The organism is Bacillus sp. S2(2019) (genome assembly GCF_005144805.1).
In the GTDB taxonomy this organism is placed as follows: domain Bacteria; phylum Bacillota; class Bacilli; order Bacillales; family Bacillaceae; genus Bacillus; species Bacillus altitudinis.
On the sequence record NZ_SWFL01000002.1, the window covers coordinates 790387 to 808558 of the forward strand.

17 protein-coding genes, 1 pseudogene and 1 riboswitch are annotated in these 18172 nt (G+C 40.8%); of the genes and pseudogenes, 1 reads left to right on the plus strand and 17 read right to left on the minus strand.

The features are described from left to right. Positions 1–103: 103 nt before the first annotated feature. The 11 genes from bglH to FBF75_RS09235 form a co-directional block, all read right to left on the minus strand. Complete coding sequence (bglH, locus tag FBF75_RS09185) at positions 104–1522, minus strand: aryl-phospho-beta-d-glucosidase (RefSeq protein ID WP_098680786.1); 1419 nt, start codon at positions 1520–1522, stop codon at positions 104–106. Next, a complete protein-coding gene (locus FBF75_RS09190; RefSeq protein ID WP_136944652.1) occupies positions 1494–3401 on the minus strand; it encodes a beta-glucoside-specific PTS transporter subunit IIABC in 1908 nt (635 codons plus the stop codon). Before FBF75_RS09190 ends, bglH begins: the two co-directional genes overlap by 29 nt. 325 nt (positions 3402–3726) lie before the next feature. Further along, on the minus strand, positions 3727–4560 hold the full coding sequence (gene licT, locus FBF75_RS09195; RefSeq protein ID WP_017358647.1) for a BglG family transcription antiterminator LicT: 834 nt from the start codon (positions 4558–4560) through the stop codon (positions 3727–3729). A 224-nt stretch (positions 4561–4784) separates the two neighbouring features. Then, entirely contained in the window at positions 4785–5600 is an 816-nt protein-coding gene (locus tag FBF75_RS09200; protein WP_136944653.1) for a YwqG family protein, read from the minus strand. A gap of 173 nt (positions 5601–5773) precedes the next feature. Next, entirely contained in the window at positions 5774–6613 is an 840-nt protein-coding gene (locus tag FBF75_RS09205) for a methyl-accepting chemotaxis protein (protein ID WP_008345693.1), read from the minus strand. 149 nt (positions 6614–6762) lie between these two features. Continuing rightward, positions 6763–7497, minus strand: coding sequence for an energy-coupling factor transporter transmembrane component T family protein (locus FBF75_RS09210; protein ID WP_024719222.1), 735 nt, complete (start codon positions 7495–7497; stop codon positions 6763–6765). Beyond that, positions 7487–9079 (minus strand): ABC transporter ATP-binding protein, encoded by a 1593-nt coding sequence (locus FBF75_RS09215; RefSeq protein WP_136944654.1) that lies wholly within the window; start codon positions 9077–9079, stop codon positions 7487–7489. Before FBF75_RS09215 ends, FBF75_RS09210 begins: the two co-directional genes overlap by 11 nt. Next, positions 9054–9653 carry an ECF transporter S component gene (locus tag FBF75_RS09220; RefSeq protein ID WP_019743666.1) on the minus strand — a complete coding sequence of 200 codons (600 nt, stop codon included), beginning with the start codon at positions 9651–9653 and terminating at the stop codon, positions 9054–9056. Before FBF75_RS09220 ends, FBF75_RS09215 begins: the two co-directional genes overlap by 26 nt. Further along, positions 9650–10336 carry a thiaminase II gene (gene tenA / locus FBF75_RS09225; RefSeq protein WP_136944655.1) on the minus strand — a complete coding sequence of 229 codons (687 nt, stop codon included), beginning with the start codon at positions 10334–10336 and terminating at the stop codon, positions 9650–9652. The genes FBF75_RS09220 and tenA overlap by 4 nt, the downstream gene beginning before the upstream one ends. Before the next feature lie 87 nt (positions 10337–10423). Beyond that, a riboswitch (TPP riboswitch) is annotated at positions 10424–10527 on the minus strand. A 56-nt stretch (positions 10528–10583) separates the two neighbouring features. After that, positions 10584–11711, minus strand: coding sequence for a hypothetical protein (locus FBF75_RS09230; RefSeq protein ID WP_136944656.1), 1128 nt, complete (start codon positions 11709–11711; stop codon positions 10584–10586). A 141-nt stretch (positions 11712–11852) separates the two neighbouring features. Further along, positions 11853–12509 (minus strand): type 1 glutamine amidotransferase domain-containing protein, encoded by a 657-nt coding sequence (locus tag FBF75_RS09235; RefSeq protein WP_017358640.1) that lies wholly within the window; start codon positions 12507–12509, stop codon positions 11853–11855. A gap of 224 nt (positions 12510–12733) precedes the next feature. Here FBF75_RS09235 and FBF75_RS09240 point away from each other — a divergent pair. After that, a pseudogene (locus FBF75_RS09240) lies at positions 12734–12928 on the plus strand (hypothetical protein); the annotation flags it as partial. A 143-nt stretch (positions 12929–13071) separates the two neighbouring features. Here the strand turns inward: FBF75_RS09240 and FBF75_RS09245 are convergent. The 6 genes from FBF75_RS09245 to FBF75_RS09270 form a co-directional block, all read right to left on the minus strand. After that, entirely contained in the window at positions 13072–13443 is a 372-nt protein-coding gene (locus FBF75_RS09245; protein WP_007498006.1) for a DUF1304 domain-containing protein, read from the minus strand. Beyond that, complete coding sequence (locus FBF75_RS09250) at positions 13440–13703, minus strand: ORF6C domain-containing protein (RefSeq protein WP_008345710.1); 264 nt, start codon at positions 13701–13703, stop codon at positions 13440–13442. Before FBF75_RS09250 ends, FBF75_RS09245 begins: the two co-directional genes overlap by 4 nt. A 207-nt stretch (positions 13704–13910) precedes the next feature. Further along, positions 13911–16292, minus strand: a complete 2382-nt coding sequence (locus FBF75_RS09255) for an immune inhibitor A domain-containing protein (RefSeq protein WP_008345712.1) — start codon at positions 16290–16292, stop codon at positions 13911–13913. Positions 16293–16481: 189 nt separating this feature from the next. Further along, positions 16482–16775 carry a putative quinol monooxygenase gene (locus FBF75_RS09260; RefSeq protein WP_008345714.1) on the minus strand — a complete coding sequence of 98 codons (294 nt, stop codon included), beginning with the start codon at positions 16773–16775 and terminating at the stop codon, positions 16482–16484. Between the two features lie 25 nt (positions 16776–16800). Next, positions 16801–17439, minus strand: coding sequence for a nitroreductase family protein (locus tag FBF75_RS09265; RefSeq protein ID WP_008345716.1), 639 nt, complete (start codon positions 17437–17439; stop codon positions 16801–16803). Between the two features lie 14 nt (positions 17440–17453). Beyond that, positions 17454–17897 carry a MarR family transcriptional regulator gene (locus FBF75_RS09270; RefSeq protein ID WP_008345718.1) on the minus strand — a complete coding sequence of 148 codons (444 nt, stop codon included), beginning with the start codon at positions 17895–17897 and terminating at the stop codon, positions 17454–17456. Between the last annotated feature and the right edge of the window lie 275 nt (positions 17898–18172).

An 18172-nucleotide genomic window follows, 5' to 3' on the forward strand; every position in this document is an offset into this window, starting at 1 on the left:
TCATTCCAAAGTGACACCTAAAGAATGATAATGCCTCGATTCAAATTGTTTTCATCGTTTTATGACACCGTGTGTTCTCAAAGAAACCAAATATTTTCTCTATTTAGTCGTCTAAATGCTTTCCATTTGTCGCGATCACTTGTTTATACCAATCAAAGCTTTTCTTTTTCTTTCGATCTAATGTACCTTTTCCTTCGTTATCACGGTCGACATAAATGAAGCCGTAGCGTTTTTTCATTTCAGCTGTTGATGCACTGACAAGGTCAATTGGGCCCCAGCTTGTATAGCCGATCAGATCAACGCCGTCTGCGATCGCTTCTCTTGCCTCGAGCAAATGACTTCTGAGGTAATCAATTCGGTAATCGTCTTGAATGGAGCCGTCTTCTTCTACTTGATCCACAGCACCCAATCCATTTTCTACGATAAACAATGGTTTTTGGTAGCGGTCATATAGTTGATTTAGTGTTGTACGAAGTCCTTTTGGATCAATTTGCCAGCCCCAATCACTTGCTTCTAGATAAGGGTTTTTCACGCCTTCAAATAGGTTGCCACCAGTAACTTGTCCAAGAACCTCTGGATCTGTACTTGTCACAAAACTCATATAATAGCTGAAGCCAATATAGTCGACTGTATGGTTTCTTAGAATGTCTTCGTCACCGTCTTGGAATTCAATGTTGATGTTATTTTCCAGGAAATAACGTTTCATGTATCCAGGGTAATAGCCTCTTGCCTGTACATCTGAGAAGAACAATGTTTTACGATCTTGATCAATCGCAGCAAACATATCTTCAGGTCTTGAGCTGTACGGATATGTGGTCATCGCTGCAATCATACAACCGATTTTCGCATCAGGAATGATTTCGTGTCCTGCTTTAACAGCTAGAGCACTTGCAACAAATTGGTGATGCGCTGCTTGATATTGAATGCTCTTCTCGTCTTCGCCTTCTTCAAATACAAGGCCGCCCCCTGTGAAAGGAGCATGTAAGACGACGTTAATTTCATTGAAGGTCATCCAATATTTCACTTTATCTTTAAAGCGAGTGAATAATGTTTTAGCGTATGTTTCATAAAGACCCACAAGCTTACGGTTTCTCCATCCGCCGTAGTTTTTCACAAGTGCAAGTGGCATTTCATAGTGAGAGATCGTGACAACTGGCTCAATTCCATGCTTATGCAGTTCATCAAATACTTTTTCATAGAAAGCGAGGCCCGCTTCATTCGGTTCCGCATCGTCGCCATTTGGGAAAATACGTGGCCAAGAAATGGATAGTCTGAAGCACTTGAATCCCATTTCTGCAAACAGGGCAATATCTTCTTTGTAGCGATGATAGAAGTCGATCGCATCATGATATAAGTTAAGGTCTTTCATTGATTCATCGAATGGGTGCATAATACCGTGTGGTGATACATCCGCTGTCGATAAGCCTTTTCCATCTTTGTTATAAGCACCTTCAATTTGGTTGGCGGCTACTGCGCCGCCCCATAAGAAACCTTTAGGAAATGTTTTTTCTAAATTGGTCATGTTGAATGCCCTCCTCATTTTCTTCTACACTGACTGTAAGCAATGTCTCTTTTACTGTAATCGCCCCATCTGTTTTCGCATTAACTTGTGCATAATCATTTGTGTTGGTGACGATAATTGGCGTTGTTACATCATAGCCATCTTGCTGAATGCTCTTGATATCAAATTCAACTAGCAGATCTCCTGCTTGAACGAGATCACCTGACTCTACATGACTTGTGAAATGTTTACCGCCAAGTTTTACTGTATCAATCCCCACATGGATGAGAAGCTCTGTGCCTTGATCACTCTTTAAACCAATGGCATGTTTCGTTTGGAAAATGGTTTCAACCTTGCCGTTGAACGGGGCTACTACACGTCCAACTGTTGGGACAATGGCTGTTCCTTTACCCATGATTTCATTAGAGAATGTTGCATCATTTACTTGATTGAGCGGCTTTAGTTGACCTTCAAGCGGGCTTTGTACCACTTCATTTTGAAGCGCTACTGTGTCTTTCTTTTCTTCTGGTTTGTCTGCTTTTGTATCATCTTTCACTGGTACATCTTTGAACCCTAGAACAAGTGTCATGATGGTTGCTACAACAAAGCCGATCACTAATCCAATGATGGAGTACACAAATGTCGGTCCAATGAACGTTGGGAGACCTGGAAGACCTGCTGATCCTGATATCACATATGACTTTACTTTGAAGATAGACATGAACACGCCGCCTGCTGCTGCACCAATGAGGGCTGCAAGGAACGGTTTTTTCAATCGCATGTTCACACCATACATAGCAGGTTCAGTAATACCCATTAATGCAGTGATACTTGTAGACATCGCCAATGATTTGAATGTTTTGTTTTTTGATCTTAAGAAGACACCGAATGCTGCGCCTGCTTGTGCCATATTCGCTACAAACATCATTGGAAGAATGAAGTCAAAACCGTTTAATGTAATGTTGTTGATCATGATTGGAAGTAGTGCATAGTGCATGCCCGTAATGATCAATGGTGACATAAATCCACCGATTAAGAGTCCGGCCAAAATACCTGCATGTTTGAACAATAAATCAATTCCACCTGAAAGGCCATTTCCGATAATCCCACCAAGCGGTCCAACCGCGATAAGCATAACTGGTACCACGACAAGAAGTGTAACTGTTGGAACAAGAATGATTTTTAGTGATTTCGGACTATATTTTTCTGCGAATCTTTCCACATATGAGCCGAGCCAGATAGTGAGTAGAATTGGAATCACCGATGAAGAGTACACAACGGCAACCACTGGCAAGCCTAGAAATTCTGTATTTCCTGCACCTAGTAAGGCAGTGAGCTGCGGGTGCAGTGCGGCTGCTGCAATGGCAGCGGCGATATACTGATTTGTGCCAATTTTTTTGGCTACGCTTACAGCAAGCAGAATCGGTAAGAAGTAAAAGGCTCCGTCTCCTATAGCTGTTAAAATCGCATATGTGCTGCTTTTATCTGAGATCCATTGGAACGTCAGCATTAATGCCAAGATTCCTTTGATCATACCAGCTCCAGCGATGGCTGGAAGAATCGGTGTGAAGACACCAGAGATAAAATCGAAAAGCTTTGAAATCACATTTTGTTTTGATGCTTCTTCTGAATCGCCTGACTTTACATCTGTTGATAACCCAGAATCAGCAATCATTGCTTGATAGACGTTTGATACGTCGTTGCCAATAATGACATGGTATTGACCGCCGCTTTGATTCACGCCCATGACGCCATCTGTTGATTGCAGCTTCTCCTTATCCGCTTTGCCTTCATCGTATAAATTGAAGCGAAGTCTTGTCATACAATGCGTGACTTGCTTTACATTCTTTTCACCGCCGACAAGCTCTAGAACTTCTTTTGCTGTTTGTTTGTGGTTCATTGTGTTACCCTCCAATCGTTGATTTCATCTTGATATAGAAAAAACCTAAACATCCATTAATGCCCGAAAAATAGCGATTCAGACATTAATCGATATTTAGGTTTTGCCTGCTTAACCAGTAACAATCCTTCATAGCGATTGATCGTTATTCAATTTTATAAGCCTTTAGATACAAAAAAACCTAAATCATGCCTTATCAAAGATAGGGACAATGATTTAGGTTTTGCCTGCTTGACCAGTAACAATCCTAAAAGATTGTGGGTTATTGAGTTTATAGTTATAAATTAGCATGTTAATTTTGATATGTCAACGCTTTCTTTTTGATTTATTTTCTTTTTATGACTCGATCGATGTGCAAAGTTAAGTATAACATCTCATCTTCTATGAGACTTCGGTTGTATTCTTTTTGAACATAGTCATTAATTTTCTCCGCACATTGAAAAGCGGCTGTATTTTTTTCCTTTACCACTTCATACAGAAACTCATTTTGATTTTCCATTTGTGTTTCGTTAAACAGACGCTGTCCAAAAAACTTCAAATGCGTGACAAAACGGAAATAATTTAATGATTCTTCGTCCAAATCAATTTGGAAATGATACTTTACGATGTTCAAAATATCTTGAATCAGTTTTGTAATTTGAATGACATTCGGCATTTCCTCATTCAGTTCTGCATTGACAATATGCATCGCAATAAAGCCTGCTTCATCCTCGGGAAGATGGATGTTGAGCTTGTCCTGTATGATCCGAATCGCTTCTACACCACACATGAATTCCTCTTTGTACAGCCGTTTGATTTCCCAAAGCAAGGCATTTTTTATGTCCATTCCTTTTTGATGACGTTCAATAGCAAAGGTAATATGATCCGTTAATGTGACATAGATGCTGTCATTTAAATTTTTGTTAAGGGTCGTTCTCGCGTAATCGATAATTGCCTCACACACTTGCATATACTCGATCGGAATATCATAAAGCAGGGTTTTGAATTTTTCTGATATATCTTTATTTTGAATGGAAAATACTTTTTCGATACGTTCTTCGTCAATCGGGTCTCCGCTTTTCTTTTGAAACGCAATCCCTCTACCCATAATGACCAGCTCATGCTGCTCGTCATCATACGCACTGACCACATTATTGTTGATTACTTTCGAAATGATCAATTGATCCCCCCCAGTACATTCCGCTTTTTCGAGCATTTCATTGTTGATTGATATGTCATTTTATTATTATTTTCAAAAAAGAGGACTTTAAGATGATTTTACATTTTTTTTTGATACGGTCAACTAGAAAGAATGACATATTACCTCTCAGAAATGACGATTTAGGGGCAAAAAGGCTAAAAATAGACAAAAAACACTCTTCAAAAAGAGTGTTTTTTACAAAATTAGGAGCAATCCCAGTTATAGACGACATTTTCGAAATGTTTTCGTTTGAGGTCTTCTGGTTTGATAAAAAAGTTGGCAATGCCGCAATCTCCCCACAACATGTCCACTTCATCATCTGAGTCAATTTGCAATAATAGCACAGTATGTTCTTGGTCTACATAGGTACGCGGGTCTTCTTGTGTAAAACCTGGGTATCCGCAAACTTTATGGCCAAAACCACTTGCTGTCTCATAAAATTCATCTAGCAATTGATCTGCTTCATCACCATCAATACCAACAGCATCTTCGAATAGATCCCAGCTTTGCTTTCCTGTGACTTTTTCAAAGCGGAAATCCCCTACACTGATCGTTTCGCTTGATAATTCACCTGTAATTGCACCTTCCTTCGTAACTGGAAAATAAAAATCGTCAGGAATTTTCACGAATGAAAAATCAGTCAATAAGTCTTCTTCAGCTAAGAAAGGTTCCTCAATAAATTTGATCCGAAAATCTTTTTGCTCTGTTTTATGGTCAATATTCATCCCATAAAGATCATCATGTACAGAAATAAAAACTTGCAAAAGTCCTGTTTCTGGGTAATCTTTCAGCTTTGGCAGCTGGCCGAAATTGATTTGTGCCAGCAGCTTCATAGGATGGCCTTCTCCATCAACGGGATATTCGTCGTTTTTTGGGAAATAAGGATCACCTGATATTTTGCTGTCATATGGTCCTGTTTTTCCTTGTTTTATCTGTAATTGAATCAGTGGTTTTTCAGTTTGATCTAACAATGGACGGTAAGGCGCAAGTACTTCTTGCAGCTTTGCTGATTGTGTCAAGATGGGCTTCCTCCTTATGTATAGGTCTAATGATCAAAACAGGTCTCTCTTTTTCTATCATACAGAAGTGTAACTTCCCTGTCAGTGAAAAACCGGTCAATATCATGACAAAAAACTCACTTCAACACGTTAAAAAACCTCCGATACGGCTGGAGGTTTTGTGATTCGTTTATTTATTTCACTTGATAATTCACTAAGTCTGTTGCCAATGTTTTCATCGTTTCGTTCGTTTCGTGCAGCCCCTCAATAATTTTTGTGAAAGTGCCAACGAGTTCTGCTTGATGTTCAGATGAAGCCACGATTTGTGCTATTTCTTCTTCCATTCCTTTGATAGAGCCTTGCACATCTTTTAGCGCTGTTTCAATATCAGTCGTTGCTTGCTTCGCGTGAGTAGACAGCTTTCTCACTTCCGTAGCAACCACCCCAAAGCCTGCTCCTGCTTCACCGACTCTTGCAGCCTCAATGGATGCATTGAGTCCAAGTAAGTTCGTTTGATCAGAGATACCTTTGATGAGATTAGACACTTGGTTGATTTTAGAGGAATTTTCGACAGTGGTTTTTGTATTTTGTAGAATTTGTTCACTTGTCGCTTGTAGTTCCTCTGAATGTGCAGCCACTTGCTGTACCATCGCGACTAGTTTTTCGGAAGCATCGTTACTTTCCGTCATAATGTGTTCTAATCGTTGTTGATTCGTTTGGTCATATGCTACACAGAAGGCAGCGATTACTTGACCATTGTCATCTTTAATCGGGACGGCGACGATGTCCATAGGAATTCCGTACACCTCTTTAGGAATCTGGATAAATGATGGCTCTCTCCCATTTTTCAACATCGAAAAGTTTTGGAACCCGGGAGCTACAACGTCGCCTGCTTTAAACCCTAAGTCAATGTTCCCGTGCTGCTGATAATAAAGAACCTTCTCTTTCCCTAATACAGAAAAGGTTAGCTGCTCTCTCATAGCTAGTCCAACGATTGGTAAAGCGTCTATTATGTTATCAATTCTCTGTGACATTCGCTCACGTTCATCCTCTCTTTTTCTCAGTACACTCTCTTTATCGGTTCTTTATATGATCTATTACAGCCTGCAATGTGTACTAATATCAACCAAATGACCTAAGACATATAAAACAGCCACATTCCATCAAGAGAATGTGGCTGTTTTTAAAAGAAGAAGATGCATATCAACACACTAATGACGATGAAAAAAAGATACATGCAGTCGATCCATGAAGTGCTGATGACATGATAATACGTTCTCTCCCTCGTCCCTGTGAAGCCTCTTGCTTCCATCGCAATGGCTAGTCGTTCAGATTTCCGTACGCCTTGCGTGAAAAGAGGGAGTGCATAACGTATAAACGCTTTCCAACTGTTTTTTTGCTTGTAACCTCTAATTTTATGTGCAGCCTTCATTTGCTTCAATTCACTTTGAAACAACGGGATAAACCGGAAGCCTGCCAGCATCCCATATGCCCATTTGGGTGACATTCGGCATTGATGGATTAAGCTCATCATAAAGGCCGTCAAATCAGTTGTTGATGTAAAAAGGAGACCAAATGTCACAAAGCCAAGCATTCTAAAAGAAATGGTCAGCCCATTTCTTAAACTCTCCTCTGTGATATGAAACCATGCCCACTTCCAAACTGTATGATCTCCCTTGCCAAAGGCCGCGATCATCCAAAACACGAGAATGAAAAAGAGCAGATAAGGTACAAGTCTGGTGATGAGGTATTTCAAATTCCAGCCGCCTAGGACAAGTCCAATTCCAAGTGCAAACAGCCAGATGATGAACGTCGTTTTAGGATCAGAAATTGCCATCAGACAGCACATCGCAAGGAGATGGGCGAGTAATTTCATGACTGGATTTACAGTGGATAGAAAGGAGTGATTACTTTGCAATCGTCATCACTTCCTTTCTTTCAGCCATATAGCGATAATGTAACGGCACTCTCAGCTCACAGGAAGTGACAAGTTCCTGATGAGAAAATAAATCAAAAGGCGTACCATCATAAACATGCTCCCCTTGATGAAAAACAAGCACTTGATCAGCGCACTCATCAACGAGTTCCATATCATGTGTGACCATGATAATAGTGGTGCCTTGTCGTTGACGTTCTTTTAAACGCCGGATTAACTCCCTCGCCGTTTTCTCATCCTGCCCGAAGGTCGGCTCATCTAAAATGAGTACATCCTGATCAAAAAGAAGCATCGTGGCAACACTTAATCTTCTTTTTTGTCCTAAGCTTAAGGTGAAAGGATGCGCGTCTCTATGCTTCTCTAGACCGAACTCTGCCAATAGCTGATTCGTTTTTTCTTGCACCACAGACTCTGGCCAATTTCGCTGTCTCCCACCAAATGCGATTTCATCAAACACTGTGTCCTGTATAAATTGAAGTTCTGGATTTTGAAATACAAAGCCTGCTTTTTCATATAATGTTCGGTCAGACCACTTTTTCAGGTGTTTTCCTTTTAAAAAAATGTGACCTTTCTTTATTGGTTCTAAACGGATGACATGTTTAAGAAACGTACTTTTTCCGCTTCCATTTTCACCGATGATCGCAACCCAATCTCCTGCTTTTATATCAAGGTGCAGGTCATCTATAATGCTTTTTTTCCCGTAGCTTAATTGTAGATGATCTGTGCGAATGATTGTCTCTCGATTTGTTGATGTCTCATGACGTTCTTTTCTCGCCTCAAAGGTTTGCAAGAGTGTTTGACTCAGTGGATGAAACGGATCTTGTACGATAGTGGACCATTTATCGGGAAATATTTTCGGACGCCAAATGCCGGCTTCTTTCATTTCTCCCTCAAATGTGTTCATCACGTCTTTTGGCGTTCCATCTGCTATAATACAGCCTTGAAGATCTAACAAGATCACCCGATCCATCCACTCGATGACACCGTCTAACACATGCTCCACAAAAATCATCGTCTGATTCTGTTCAGCCGAAAGCTGCTGAAGCAATTGAAATATCTCCATTCTTCCTGCTGGATCAAGCTGTGCAGTCGGTTCATCAAAGAACAGGACATCTGGCTCTAATGCTAGTAAACAAGCAAGCGCCAACCGCTGCTTCATTCCGCCAGATAAGGTATGAATATCTGTATTTGGGTCAACATCCAGCTGTACCTTTTTCATGAGATGTTGAATCATGTCATCCATTTGTTCTCGAGGGACAGATCGATTCTCTAAGCTAAACGCAATTTCTTCATTGACTCGGTGCATACAAAACTGCGAATCTGGGTCTTGAAACATGACACCAGTATGCCTTTGCCGCATCACTTCTCCCTGTACTTCAGCTTCCATATGCTCTGGAATAATACCAGCAAGCACAGAAATCAGCGTAGATTTCCCGCTTCCACTTGGTCCTAATATCAGCACCTTTTCCCCCTTTTGAATAGAAAGAGATACTTGATGAAGAACGGGATTCGCCTGTTCATAAAAACGGACAGTGAGATTACTGCACGCGAGAAATGAATCCATGCTGGTCACCCTTACTTCGTTTTTCTTTCATGATGGCATATTGATTCAGCACACCCGTTTTAGATAAAGCATCCACCACAACCTTTGCCAAGCAACCGCCGAGTAACATACCGCTGATGACTTGAGTGACAAGTGTCATGAGTAACACTTGAGGCGTGTAATAGCCGAATCCATTGGCAATGAGGCTATATGCCATTGCCCCTACTGCTGCAAAGGCACCAGACAACATGAGTGTCCACATACGATATCGCTTATAGCCAAATAGAGCGAAGGCGATTTCTGCTCCAAGTCCTTGGCATACACCAATCAAAAGCGCAGAAAGACCGAAGTGGCTGCCTGTCAGTAATTCCACGGCGGCGGCAGCTGTTTCTGCGATGAGGGCAGCTCCTGGCTTTTGGATAATGTAAGCAACGATTGGACTGGCAATGACCCAAATTCCGAACATGATGTTGCCTCCTGCTGGACCGACAAGGGCTGTAATCGGTAAATAAAGCGTCGACCACCCTAAATAGATAACTCCGCATGCCACTGATAAAATGACAGCAAGAACGACTTCTTTCATCTTCCATGTCATGAAGAATGCACCTCCATTTGGACAGGCCACTCTTCGACAGTAAAGGCCATGTCCCAGAATTTATACTCAAGCTGACAGCTTAAGATGAAGTGCTGTTTCATTTTCTTCTTTTCCTTCTCACTTGCTTCTTCCGCCCACTGATCAAGCCGTTTGCAAAGCTCCACTGTAACAGAGTCCGTTAACCCGCCATAAAACGTGATCCACTCATAGAATGGATGGGCAGGATCGGGCTCTACATCTCTGAGCATTCGTTTGCCTATTTCCCAATAGGTCCAAGGGCAAGGGAGCAAAACCGCAATGATTTCTCCTAGCGTCCCTTCCTCGGCGACTTGCAGCATGTGATGAATATAGTGATGAGCACTTGGCGCCAAAGATGCACCTTGCAGTTCATCATAAGCGACACCTGCCACTCGGCAAAGGTTTTGATGAGGATGTGTCTCACTATCAAGGACAAAAGCCATTTGTTGATGGAAAAAGGTAATGTCCTCTCTGTCTGTACATCTGCTAATGGCTGCCGCATAAATTTTAATAAAGGCATTTAAATATTCTGCATCCTGTTTGACATAATGAATGATCTGTTCCTTTTCGAGTTCTCCTGCTGCTAGTCCTCTCACAAACGGATGCTGATAAATCGCTTCAAATAATGGTTCTGCTTCTTGCCTTAATTGCATTGAAAATGTCATAAAAAAAGCCTCCTCTTTTTCAGTTGAATAAATGAAAAAGCCACCCCAAATGGAGCGGCCTTCTTATCGATTCAATCATGAATAAGACAAGGTCCAGCTCCACTTCCCTCCGCTAGTACAAACTAGATCAGGTTCAAAGGGTCCAAGATTTCCTCTTGTCTCAGTCATACATGACTCCCCTAGTGGACTTTTGTCATTTAATTATCTTTACTCTACACATGTGGCGATTTGATGTCAACCGCCGATCTTAATTCAATGTATTGATCGTTGGCAGCTTCTCGATCCCTGCTGCATAGTAGAAATTAAGGACACTGAAGAAATCAATTGGCTTTCCTGTCTTTAAATCAACAGCCAAAATATGATCTCCGTAATTTGTCAGGTCATCAATGTCTAAACGCCTTGGCGTTGTCTTTCCGAGAGTATCAACAAAGCTGCTATGGTAGTACTGCCCACTAGCAAACGATGATTCATGATACATAAATAATGTCTCCACATCTAAGTATACAAGAATGGCCTCAGAGGAACTCGCATATGGAGCAGAGTACGATACTGGTGCCGAAATACTTTTCACTTTTACACTGTCAACAGAATGCGTTCTCTGTTGATATTTTCCATCATATGAGAAATAAAATACACGCTCCCATTTATAATCGGCGGTCTTAGATTGTTTGTTATACACTTTTGTACCATTTGCGAAAACATCCCCATTGGCATACGCAGCAACAAAGTATTGCAATGTTGATGATAGGGATTCAGCACCTGTGAAATTTGGTGGGTTTTTTGCGTTCACCTGTAATGTATATGAGTCTCCAAAGTCTCCACCGCTAGTAATACCAAACGCATAATCACCCGCTGGTAAATTGCTTAACGCAAGCAGACTGCCTGCTGGTTGAATCAGATCCGTTGGATAAGCTTGTCCTTCTTCATAATCAATAACAAATAACTGAACGAAATAATCAGCATTTGGAGAGGTAATCCGGCTGATGAGCGCCTGAGGGGACGATGTACTTAAGAACCATAAATCAACTGGATCTTCCTCGTTTAAAACTGCCGATTGATTAATGGCTAGTCCATCAATAGAGCGAACGGCAGACGTACGCATCTTTCCATCTGCAGCCGCTTTTCGTTTAATACTTATTCCTTTTTTCTTATCTACTTTAAATGATTTTTTTACTTCCTTCTGTTGAACCGCAGTCCCTTTATCTTGCTTTTCAAACGACTCTTGCACTTGCTGAATGGCTTTTTCAGTCAGTGGCGATACTTTTTCACTTGATTTTGGTGCATCTTCTGCATTGATTGCTGGTGAAAATAAACCTGTTGTGACCAATAAAATAGACAGTAAGGCGGCGGTGATTTTGACATAAAATGCTCTCACAGGAACATCCCCTTTTCCCTAATTTGGGTTTTTTACCCTGTGATTATTTTACCATTTTTCTAATACTTGTTTTGGACTTTTTTAGGAAATTTTTATAACAAAAAACCAGCCGTATGAGTCACGACTGGTTTTTTTGATGATTTATGCAATGGTTTTGACAAATAAGCGTGCTGTTTCTGCACTTGATCCTGGATTTTGTCCAGTAATGATTTGTCCATCTACAACAGCGAATGGCGCAAATGCATCGCCTTTTTCAAATGCTGCCCCTTGCTCGCGAAGTTTTGTTTCCAATAAAAATGGAACTTTAGATGTCAGCTGAACAGCATCTTCTTCCTCATTTGTGAATCCTGTTATTTTCTTGCCGTCGATAAATGATTTTCCATCACGATCCTTCACATCAACAAAGGCAGAAACGCCATGGCAAACTGCCCCAACGGCTCCATTTTTGTCTGAAATCGCTAAGATCGCATCGGCAACCAATTGATTGGATGCAAAGTCGATCATTGGGCCATGTCCTCCAGCAAAGAAAATGCCATCATACTCAGCTGGGTTTACATCTGTCAGTGCCTTTGTGTCTTGAAGTAATTCATACACATCTTGATATTGTGCTGGAACTCCTTCAGGAATTGAATTTTTATCGATCGGTACTGTTCCACCTTTTATTGAAACGATTTGCACGTTGAGTCCATTTTCTTTAAAAATATGAAATGGCTCGGCCAATTCTTCTAGCCATAAGCCTGTTGGGTGTCCGTTCATTTCTGAGCTGCTTGTTGATACTAATAAAACGTTCTTGCTCAACTTTATCATCCTTTCTATTTATCATGTGGCTATTTTATATTTTGCACAATTAAATATCAAGCAATCAGACTTGGATACAACTCTTTATGTTATACCCGATTTTTTAAAAAATATAGCCTCACTTCAAATCTAATCATTCTGTCACATTCTATTGACAGGGAATTTCATGTAAAATTGTGATGAAATGATATAATATGAGAAACAATTGACAGACCTCTTGCGCTAGAGGGAATTTAAAAGGAGTGGAAAAAGAGATGAAAACCTATTCGATTGTGATGATTATCATCACGCTCTGTATCATATTGGCTGTCTTTTTAATGAATCTTACGGGCGTCATGTATGGAAAAATCATATTGGCTGTCGCTGTTGCCCTTTGTCTTACGTCCATTATTCGTTTGATGGGAATGCGTAAAAGATAAAAGCCGCCCTCTGGGGCGGCTTTACTGTGTAGACAAACCCTCGCATTCGGTGTCAGTCCTGCGCTTCGGTGCTCACCCATGTCAAATTCGCTCCGATGCTCGTCCTTCCTAAACTGCAAAGGTTTTCTATCACGCTGATAGGATTATATAGCCAGGATAAGTGCAATTAATGCAAGAAAAGCTGGTAACCCTTGTTTGATGATAATCGATTTATTAGACGTCACCCCGCCAAATACTGCTGCGATGAACACACAAAGAACGAAAAATAGCTGAATCATATATCCTACGGTATTCGAACCAAGAATGAGCCCCCAAATGAGTCCAGCAGCTAGAAAGCCATTGTATAGCCCTTGATTAGCAAACATCACTTTCACATTTGGATCCTTTTGTAAGTGTTCAGGCAGATTGAAAGATCTTTTCGCCATTTTTGATTCCATAAAAAACATTTCTAGTAACATGATGACAATGTGCTCTAAAGCGACAATTCCTACTAAAATCATTGCTAAAATATTCAATTTAGTGAATTCCTTTCTGATAGACGGTCTCGTATTTGTATTTTGTCCGTGTATAAATCAAAGTCTTGGATCAGCTCTAACGCCTCATGAAAACGACTTTGTGGAATGTCCTTCATTTTTCTTACACCAAATTCCTTTTTAATAAAAGCCATGATGGTATTAATATGAAGCTTACCGTGGCCATCATACTCTAAATGGCTGCAAAAAGTCTGCATCGTCCCTCGAATCACCTTTAATTGCTTGGCAGTGACACAACTCATTGGTAACGCTCATCCTTTCTTGGTTTTTTAACAACTAAAAAGAACATTGAATGAAAGAAAAACCTTCCAATCTCTATTATATAATGGTTTCATTCGGATATCAAAATAAAAAAGAACAAACATTCGATCAAAGACGAGTCATACGCTAAAAATCCATGTCTTAACGTATCAAAAAGCCGGATTCATGGATAGAATCCGGCTTTTTGTTTAGTTGCTTTTAGAAATTAATACCTTTCCAACAGAACGGTCCTTACTTTGTCCGACGACTTTAAAGGATAGGCCGTATGTTGGCACATCACGTCCTGCATCCGGGTTATTTGGATTCACATAGTTCTTTTTATCACTAAATGTACGCGTTGGGCGGATATAGCGATCCTCTAAGGTTAAGCCTGTTGTCGCTGTATAATCAATATTCAGCTTGGTGCTTGGATTCAAAGAGAATGCTGCATCATGTACTTGGAAACCTGTCGCTGCAATAGAGCCGTCACTCCATTTCAACACTTGTTGATCTGCATCTACGACTCCAAGGAAGCCGTTCCCTGGATGTTTTCCAACCCAGTTATCACTGTACGATTGATCGACGTACCACACGACCAAACCGTTATTATAGCTCATCAGACTTGCTCCTCGTTTGATATGCTTTAAGCCTTTATCGACATCAGCATAAGAGCGCCATTCTAGTAAATAATACTGAGCGGCATATTGTTTTCCATTAGATTGAGAGAATCCGTTAAAAGTGAACGTGGACGTTCCCTCGGCATCATCTGACCACACTTTTGCTCCATCTGCTGTAACCTTTAGATCATCTACAAATAAACCTGGCAGTGAATATCCTGCATCGGTTGTATAGCGGAATTGCAGATCGATCTTCTTCCCTGCATAAGCAGAAAGGTCAAAAGATGCATCTACCCATCCATCTGATTTCCCATCGATGCCATTGCCTTCATTCGCTCCTGCCTCATTTCGATCATTCGTAATATTACCAGCAATGGTTGTCCATTTGTCTGTCCCAGTTTCACGAACTTCTACATACGCATAGTCATAATCTTCTTCGATATCGTACCATGCTTTAAACGTAAGCTCGGCTTTGCTTCCCTTCGACAAATCAATCCCTGATGTCGTCATGGTAGCATTCAAATTGTCACCTGTTCCGCTGAAGTATGAATATTGCCCTTGTGCAGGCTGAGTGACCACAATCTCTTTATCTGGCAAATCGACTCGAACCGCATCATGGTTGGTTCCTTTTGTTGCTGCTTCATCGATTAAAACTGTTTTGCTTTTTGTTAATGTCTTACCATCAATGGTTTTTCCAGAAAGCCAGTTGCCGCCATGCAAGTTTTGAAGCATTTCTTTTGCATATGGACTAAAACCTGTTGGTTCCGTACCAGGTACTTTACCTGCCCAGCTTCCGCTTGACATGATAGACCAATAAGAAACGGGCTCTCCTCTGCCTGTGTATTGTGTATCGTATTCATCAGGCAGACCAAGATCATGTCCAAATTCATGTGTGAACACGCCTGCTGCGCCATCTTCAGGCTCAATCGTATAATCTAGAGCGCCTAACTTTCCGCCTTGACCCACTTCTGATTCAGTGTTTGGAATCTCAAATACATCACCAAGTGACCAGCGATGCGACCAAATCGCGTCAGAGCCAAGCTGTCCGCCGCCAGCTTCTTCACCTACGCCAGCGTGTACAACCATGAGGTGGTCAATGATACCGTCCGGCTCATTATAAACACCGTCCCCATCCATATCATAGCGGTCCCATTGATCATATTCACCAAGGTCAATGTTTGGATCCTTTGCCGCTGCTTCGAGGGCTTCTTTCACCAATTCGCGCGGTCTGCCGTCACTGCCTGATTCGTCTGGTACGTTCCCGCCATAATATGCTGCTTCATGCTTGGCTGTATACCATCCAGCTACTGTTCCACTAATCGTGTAGCTTCCACCGGACTGCTTTTCATAATACTGCTTCATAGATACTTTTCTTTTACCATCTGGACCGATGTAGCCATTTTTTCCGAAAAGCATATCTTGGTAATGCTGCTGATCGTACTTGTCATAGTACATATCAGTCTCTTCTTTTTTAATACTATTATGCTTATAATCTTTAAAATCTACTAATAATACCAAAACTTTATCATTACGGACGTCGCCTTTATATTTTTCCTTTTTCACCGGCTTTACTTGATTGCCTTCTTTTCCTTTATGCTTCTTTAACTTTTTCTTTTTGGCTAGTTTATTATGTACATTTTGTTTGTATTCTTTTAGGAATTCAGGTTCTTCTGTTAAGGTACTTGCGCTTTGTTTCATCGCTGCTTCTTCTTTTTTCTTTAAGTAGTTCTTTAATGCTTTTTGGGTTTCTGCCTCATTGGCATTCTTTTTGATCTTTCCTTGTTTTTTCAAGGCTTTGATGAGGCGGTCTTCATTGACAACACTTGCGTCGAATGGAATACCTGAATAATGACCACCATCTGAGGATGTTGACTTTTCTGAGGTGTGGGCAGATAGAGGGGTGCTGAAAGCTGTCAATGTGCCTAAACTGAGGACAGCTGTTAGTGCGATGCTCGTCCATTTCCCTTTTTTCATATTGGTTCCTCCCTAATTTGGTAATAAATAATATCTAATTCTAGCATATTCCAATATACTTAAGTCGAAAAACATTTTATTTTCAGAAACTTTGTGGAAAATGCACAATACGAGATTGAAATAGGTGGAACGAATTGTCGAAAATAAAAGAACCCTAGGCTATAAATGCCTAGGGTGTTTGTTGTTTTTCTATGAAAGCTGCTCTCCTTGATATGCAACAACATCAAGTGGAGCGGCTAAAAATTCTTTTGCCTTTGCGACGAAAGCTTGGAAATGTGCACTTGCATTATGGCTTTGAACCGCTGCTTCATCTTTCCACACTTCTACCATTAAAAAGGTGTTTTCTTTCTCTGTATCCTTGAAAAGCTTGTAGGACACATTGCCTGCTTCTTCCTGTGAAGCTTTCATTAAACCGTTGATTTCTTCTAGAAATACGTTTTCTTTCTCTGGATGAATGGTCATCCCTGCATGAATAATAATCATATGATCGTCTCCCTTTTTTTAAAAATTATTTCCACTCTGTGATGCGATCGATCGGTAAACGGTAAGAAGCATAACCTTCGTCAGCCGCTTTCCCAATGGATAGAAGCATAACTGGTACATAGCGCTCTTTATCCCAGCCGAATGTTTCAGCGATGACTTCTTTGTCATATCCGCCAATTGGGTTTGTATCATAGCCATGCGCACGAGCAGCAAGCATCAGTTGCATTGACACAAGTCCACCGTCAATTAAGATCGTTTCACGATTCACTTGCTCTGGAAGAGCTTCAAAATGTGCAGTTAATGCAGCAATTTGTCTTTCTTTTACTTCCTGCGGCATGTAGCCATTTTCTACTGCTTTTGAATAAATTTCTTCTAAGTATTCATTGTTTTTCATATCTGCAAACACAGCGATGACAGCTGATGATGTAGCTACTTGTGTTTGGTTGAATTTTGCGAGTGGTGCAAGCTTTTCTTTTCCTTCTGGGCTGTCAATGACCATGAAGCGCCAAGGCTGAGCATTCACTGATGATGGTGCTGTTGTTGCCTCTTCTAAAATCTCCGTCATTTCTTCTTTGCTAATTTTCACTGCTGGATCATAGTTACGAATGGAGCGGCGTCCTTTCATAATTTCCATAAAATCGTTTGTTTTTAATGTTGTAGCCATGTTGAAACACTCCTTTAGGTTGTTTGAATCTTTTCGATGTTTTGTTGTATTCGGATGAGCACATCAGTGAGAAGCTTTCGTTCTTCGTCACTTACGTTTTCAAGCATTTCTGAGATAAATCGTTCTTTTTCTTTTTTAGAAGCTTCGATTCTTGTTCTGCCTTCTTCTGTCAGACGAACAAGCGTGACTCGATTATCTTCTGGCTTTCTTCTGCGCGTGACCATTCCTTTTGTTTCTAACTGTTTTAAGTGACGCGTCACAGCCGCACTATCAATATTTACTTTTTTCTGCAAATCTGACTGGCTGATTTCGTCTGCTTGAAATAACAGTGATAGCAACTCTAGTCTTGATTGGCTGATGCCCGTGCATGCTTCGAACTTCACGCCCATCATACGGTTCACACACTGCAAACGATATAATACCTCTGCTTCTTCAGAGCAAAATGCAGTCAATGCCATCCCCTCTTTTCTATTCAGATCAATTAGTTGATATATCAATCATTGACTCGTCAACTAATATACACCCATTGTTTCATGATTGCAAGAGGTTTGTTTCATAAAGTGAAATTTTTTATTTCAATCAAAAAAGACGAGCTTTTGCTCGTCTCAGACCGTAGACAAAGGGCTAAAATGTAGTTTATTTTAGCCCTTTGTCTTCTTTTCAGCGTGAAAGAAAACCTTTGCAGTCTAGGAAGGACGAGCAATGGAGCGGAACGAATTTGACATTCGTGAGC

Coding starts and splice junctions, on each gene's coding strand:
- FBF75_RS09190 (WP_136944652.1), bottom strand. CDS start 3,401: ATGAACCACAAACAAACAGCAAAAGAAGTTCTAGAGCTTGTCGGCGGT.
- FBF75_RS09250 (WP_008345710.1), bottom strand. CDS start 13,703: ATGAGTTGTGTCACTGCCAAGCAATTAAAGGTGATTCGAGGGACGATG.
- FBF75_RS09260 (WP_008345714.1), bottom strand. CDS start 16,775: ATGATTATTATTCATGCAGGGATGACCATTCATCCAGAGAAAGAAAAC.
- FBF75_RS09220 (WP_019743666.1), bottom strand. CDS start 9,653: ATGACATGGAAGATGAAAGAAGTCGTTCTTGCTGTCATTTTATCAGTG.
- FBF75_RS09265 (WP_008345716.1), bottom strand. CDS start 17,439: ATGGCTACAACATTAAAAACAAACGATTTTATGGAAATTATGAAAGGA.
- FBF75_RS09205 (WP_008345693.1), bottom strand. CDS start 6,613: ATGTCACAGAGAATTGATAACATAATAGACGCTTTACCAATCGTTGGA.
- FBF75_RS09255 (WP_008345712.1), bottom strand. CDS start 16,292: ATGAAAAAAGGGAAATGGACGAGCATCGCACTAACAGCTGTCCTCAGT.
- bglH (WP_098680786.1), bottom strand. CDS start 1,522: ATGACCAATTTAGAAAAAACATTTCCTAAAGGTTTCTTATGGGGCGGC.
- FBF75_RS09270 (WP_008345718.1), bottom strand. CDS start 17,897: ATGGCATTGACTGCATTTTGCTCTGAAGAAGCAGAGGTATTATATCGT.
- tenA (WP_136944655.1), bottom strand. CDS start 10,336: ATGACATTTTCAATGCAATTAAGGCAAGAAGCAGAACCATTATTTGAA.
- FBF75_RS09215 (WP_136944654.1), bottom strand. CDS start 9,079: ATGGATTCATTTCTCGCGTGCAGTAATCTCACTGTCCGTTTTTATGAA.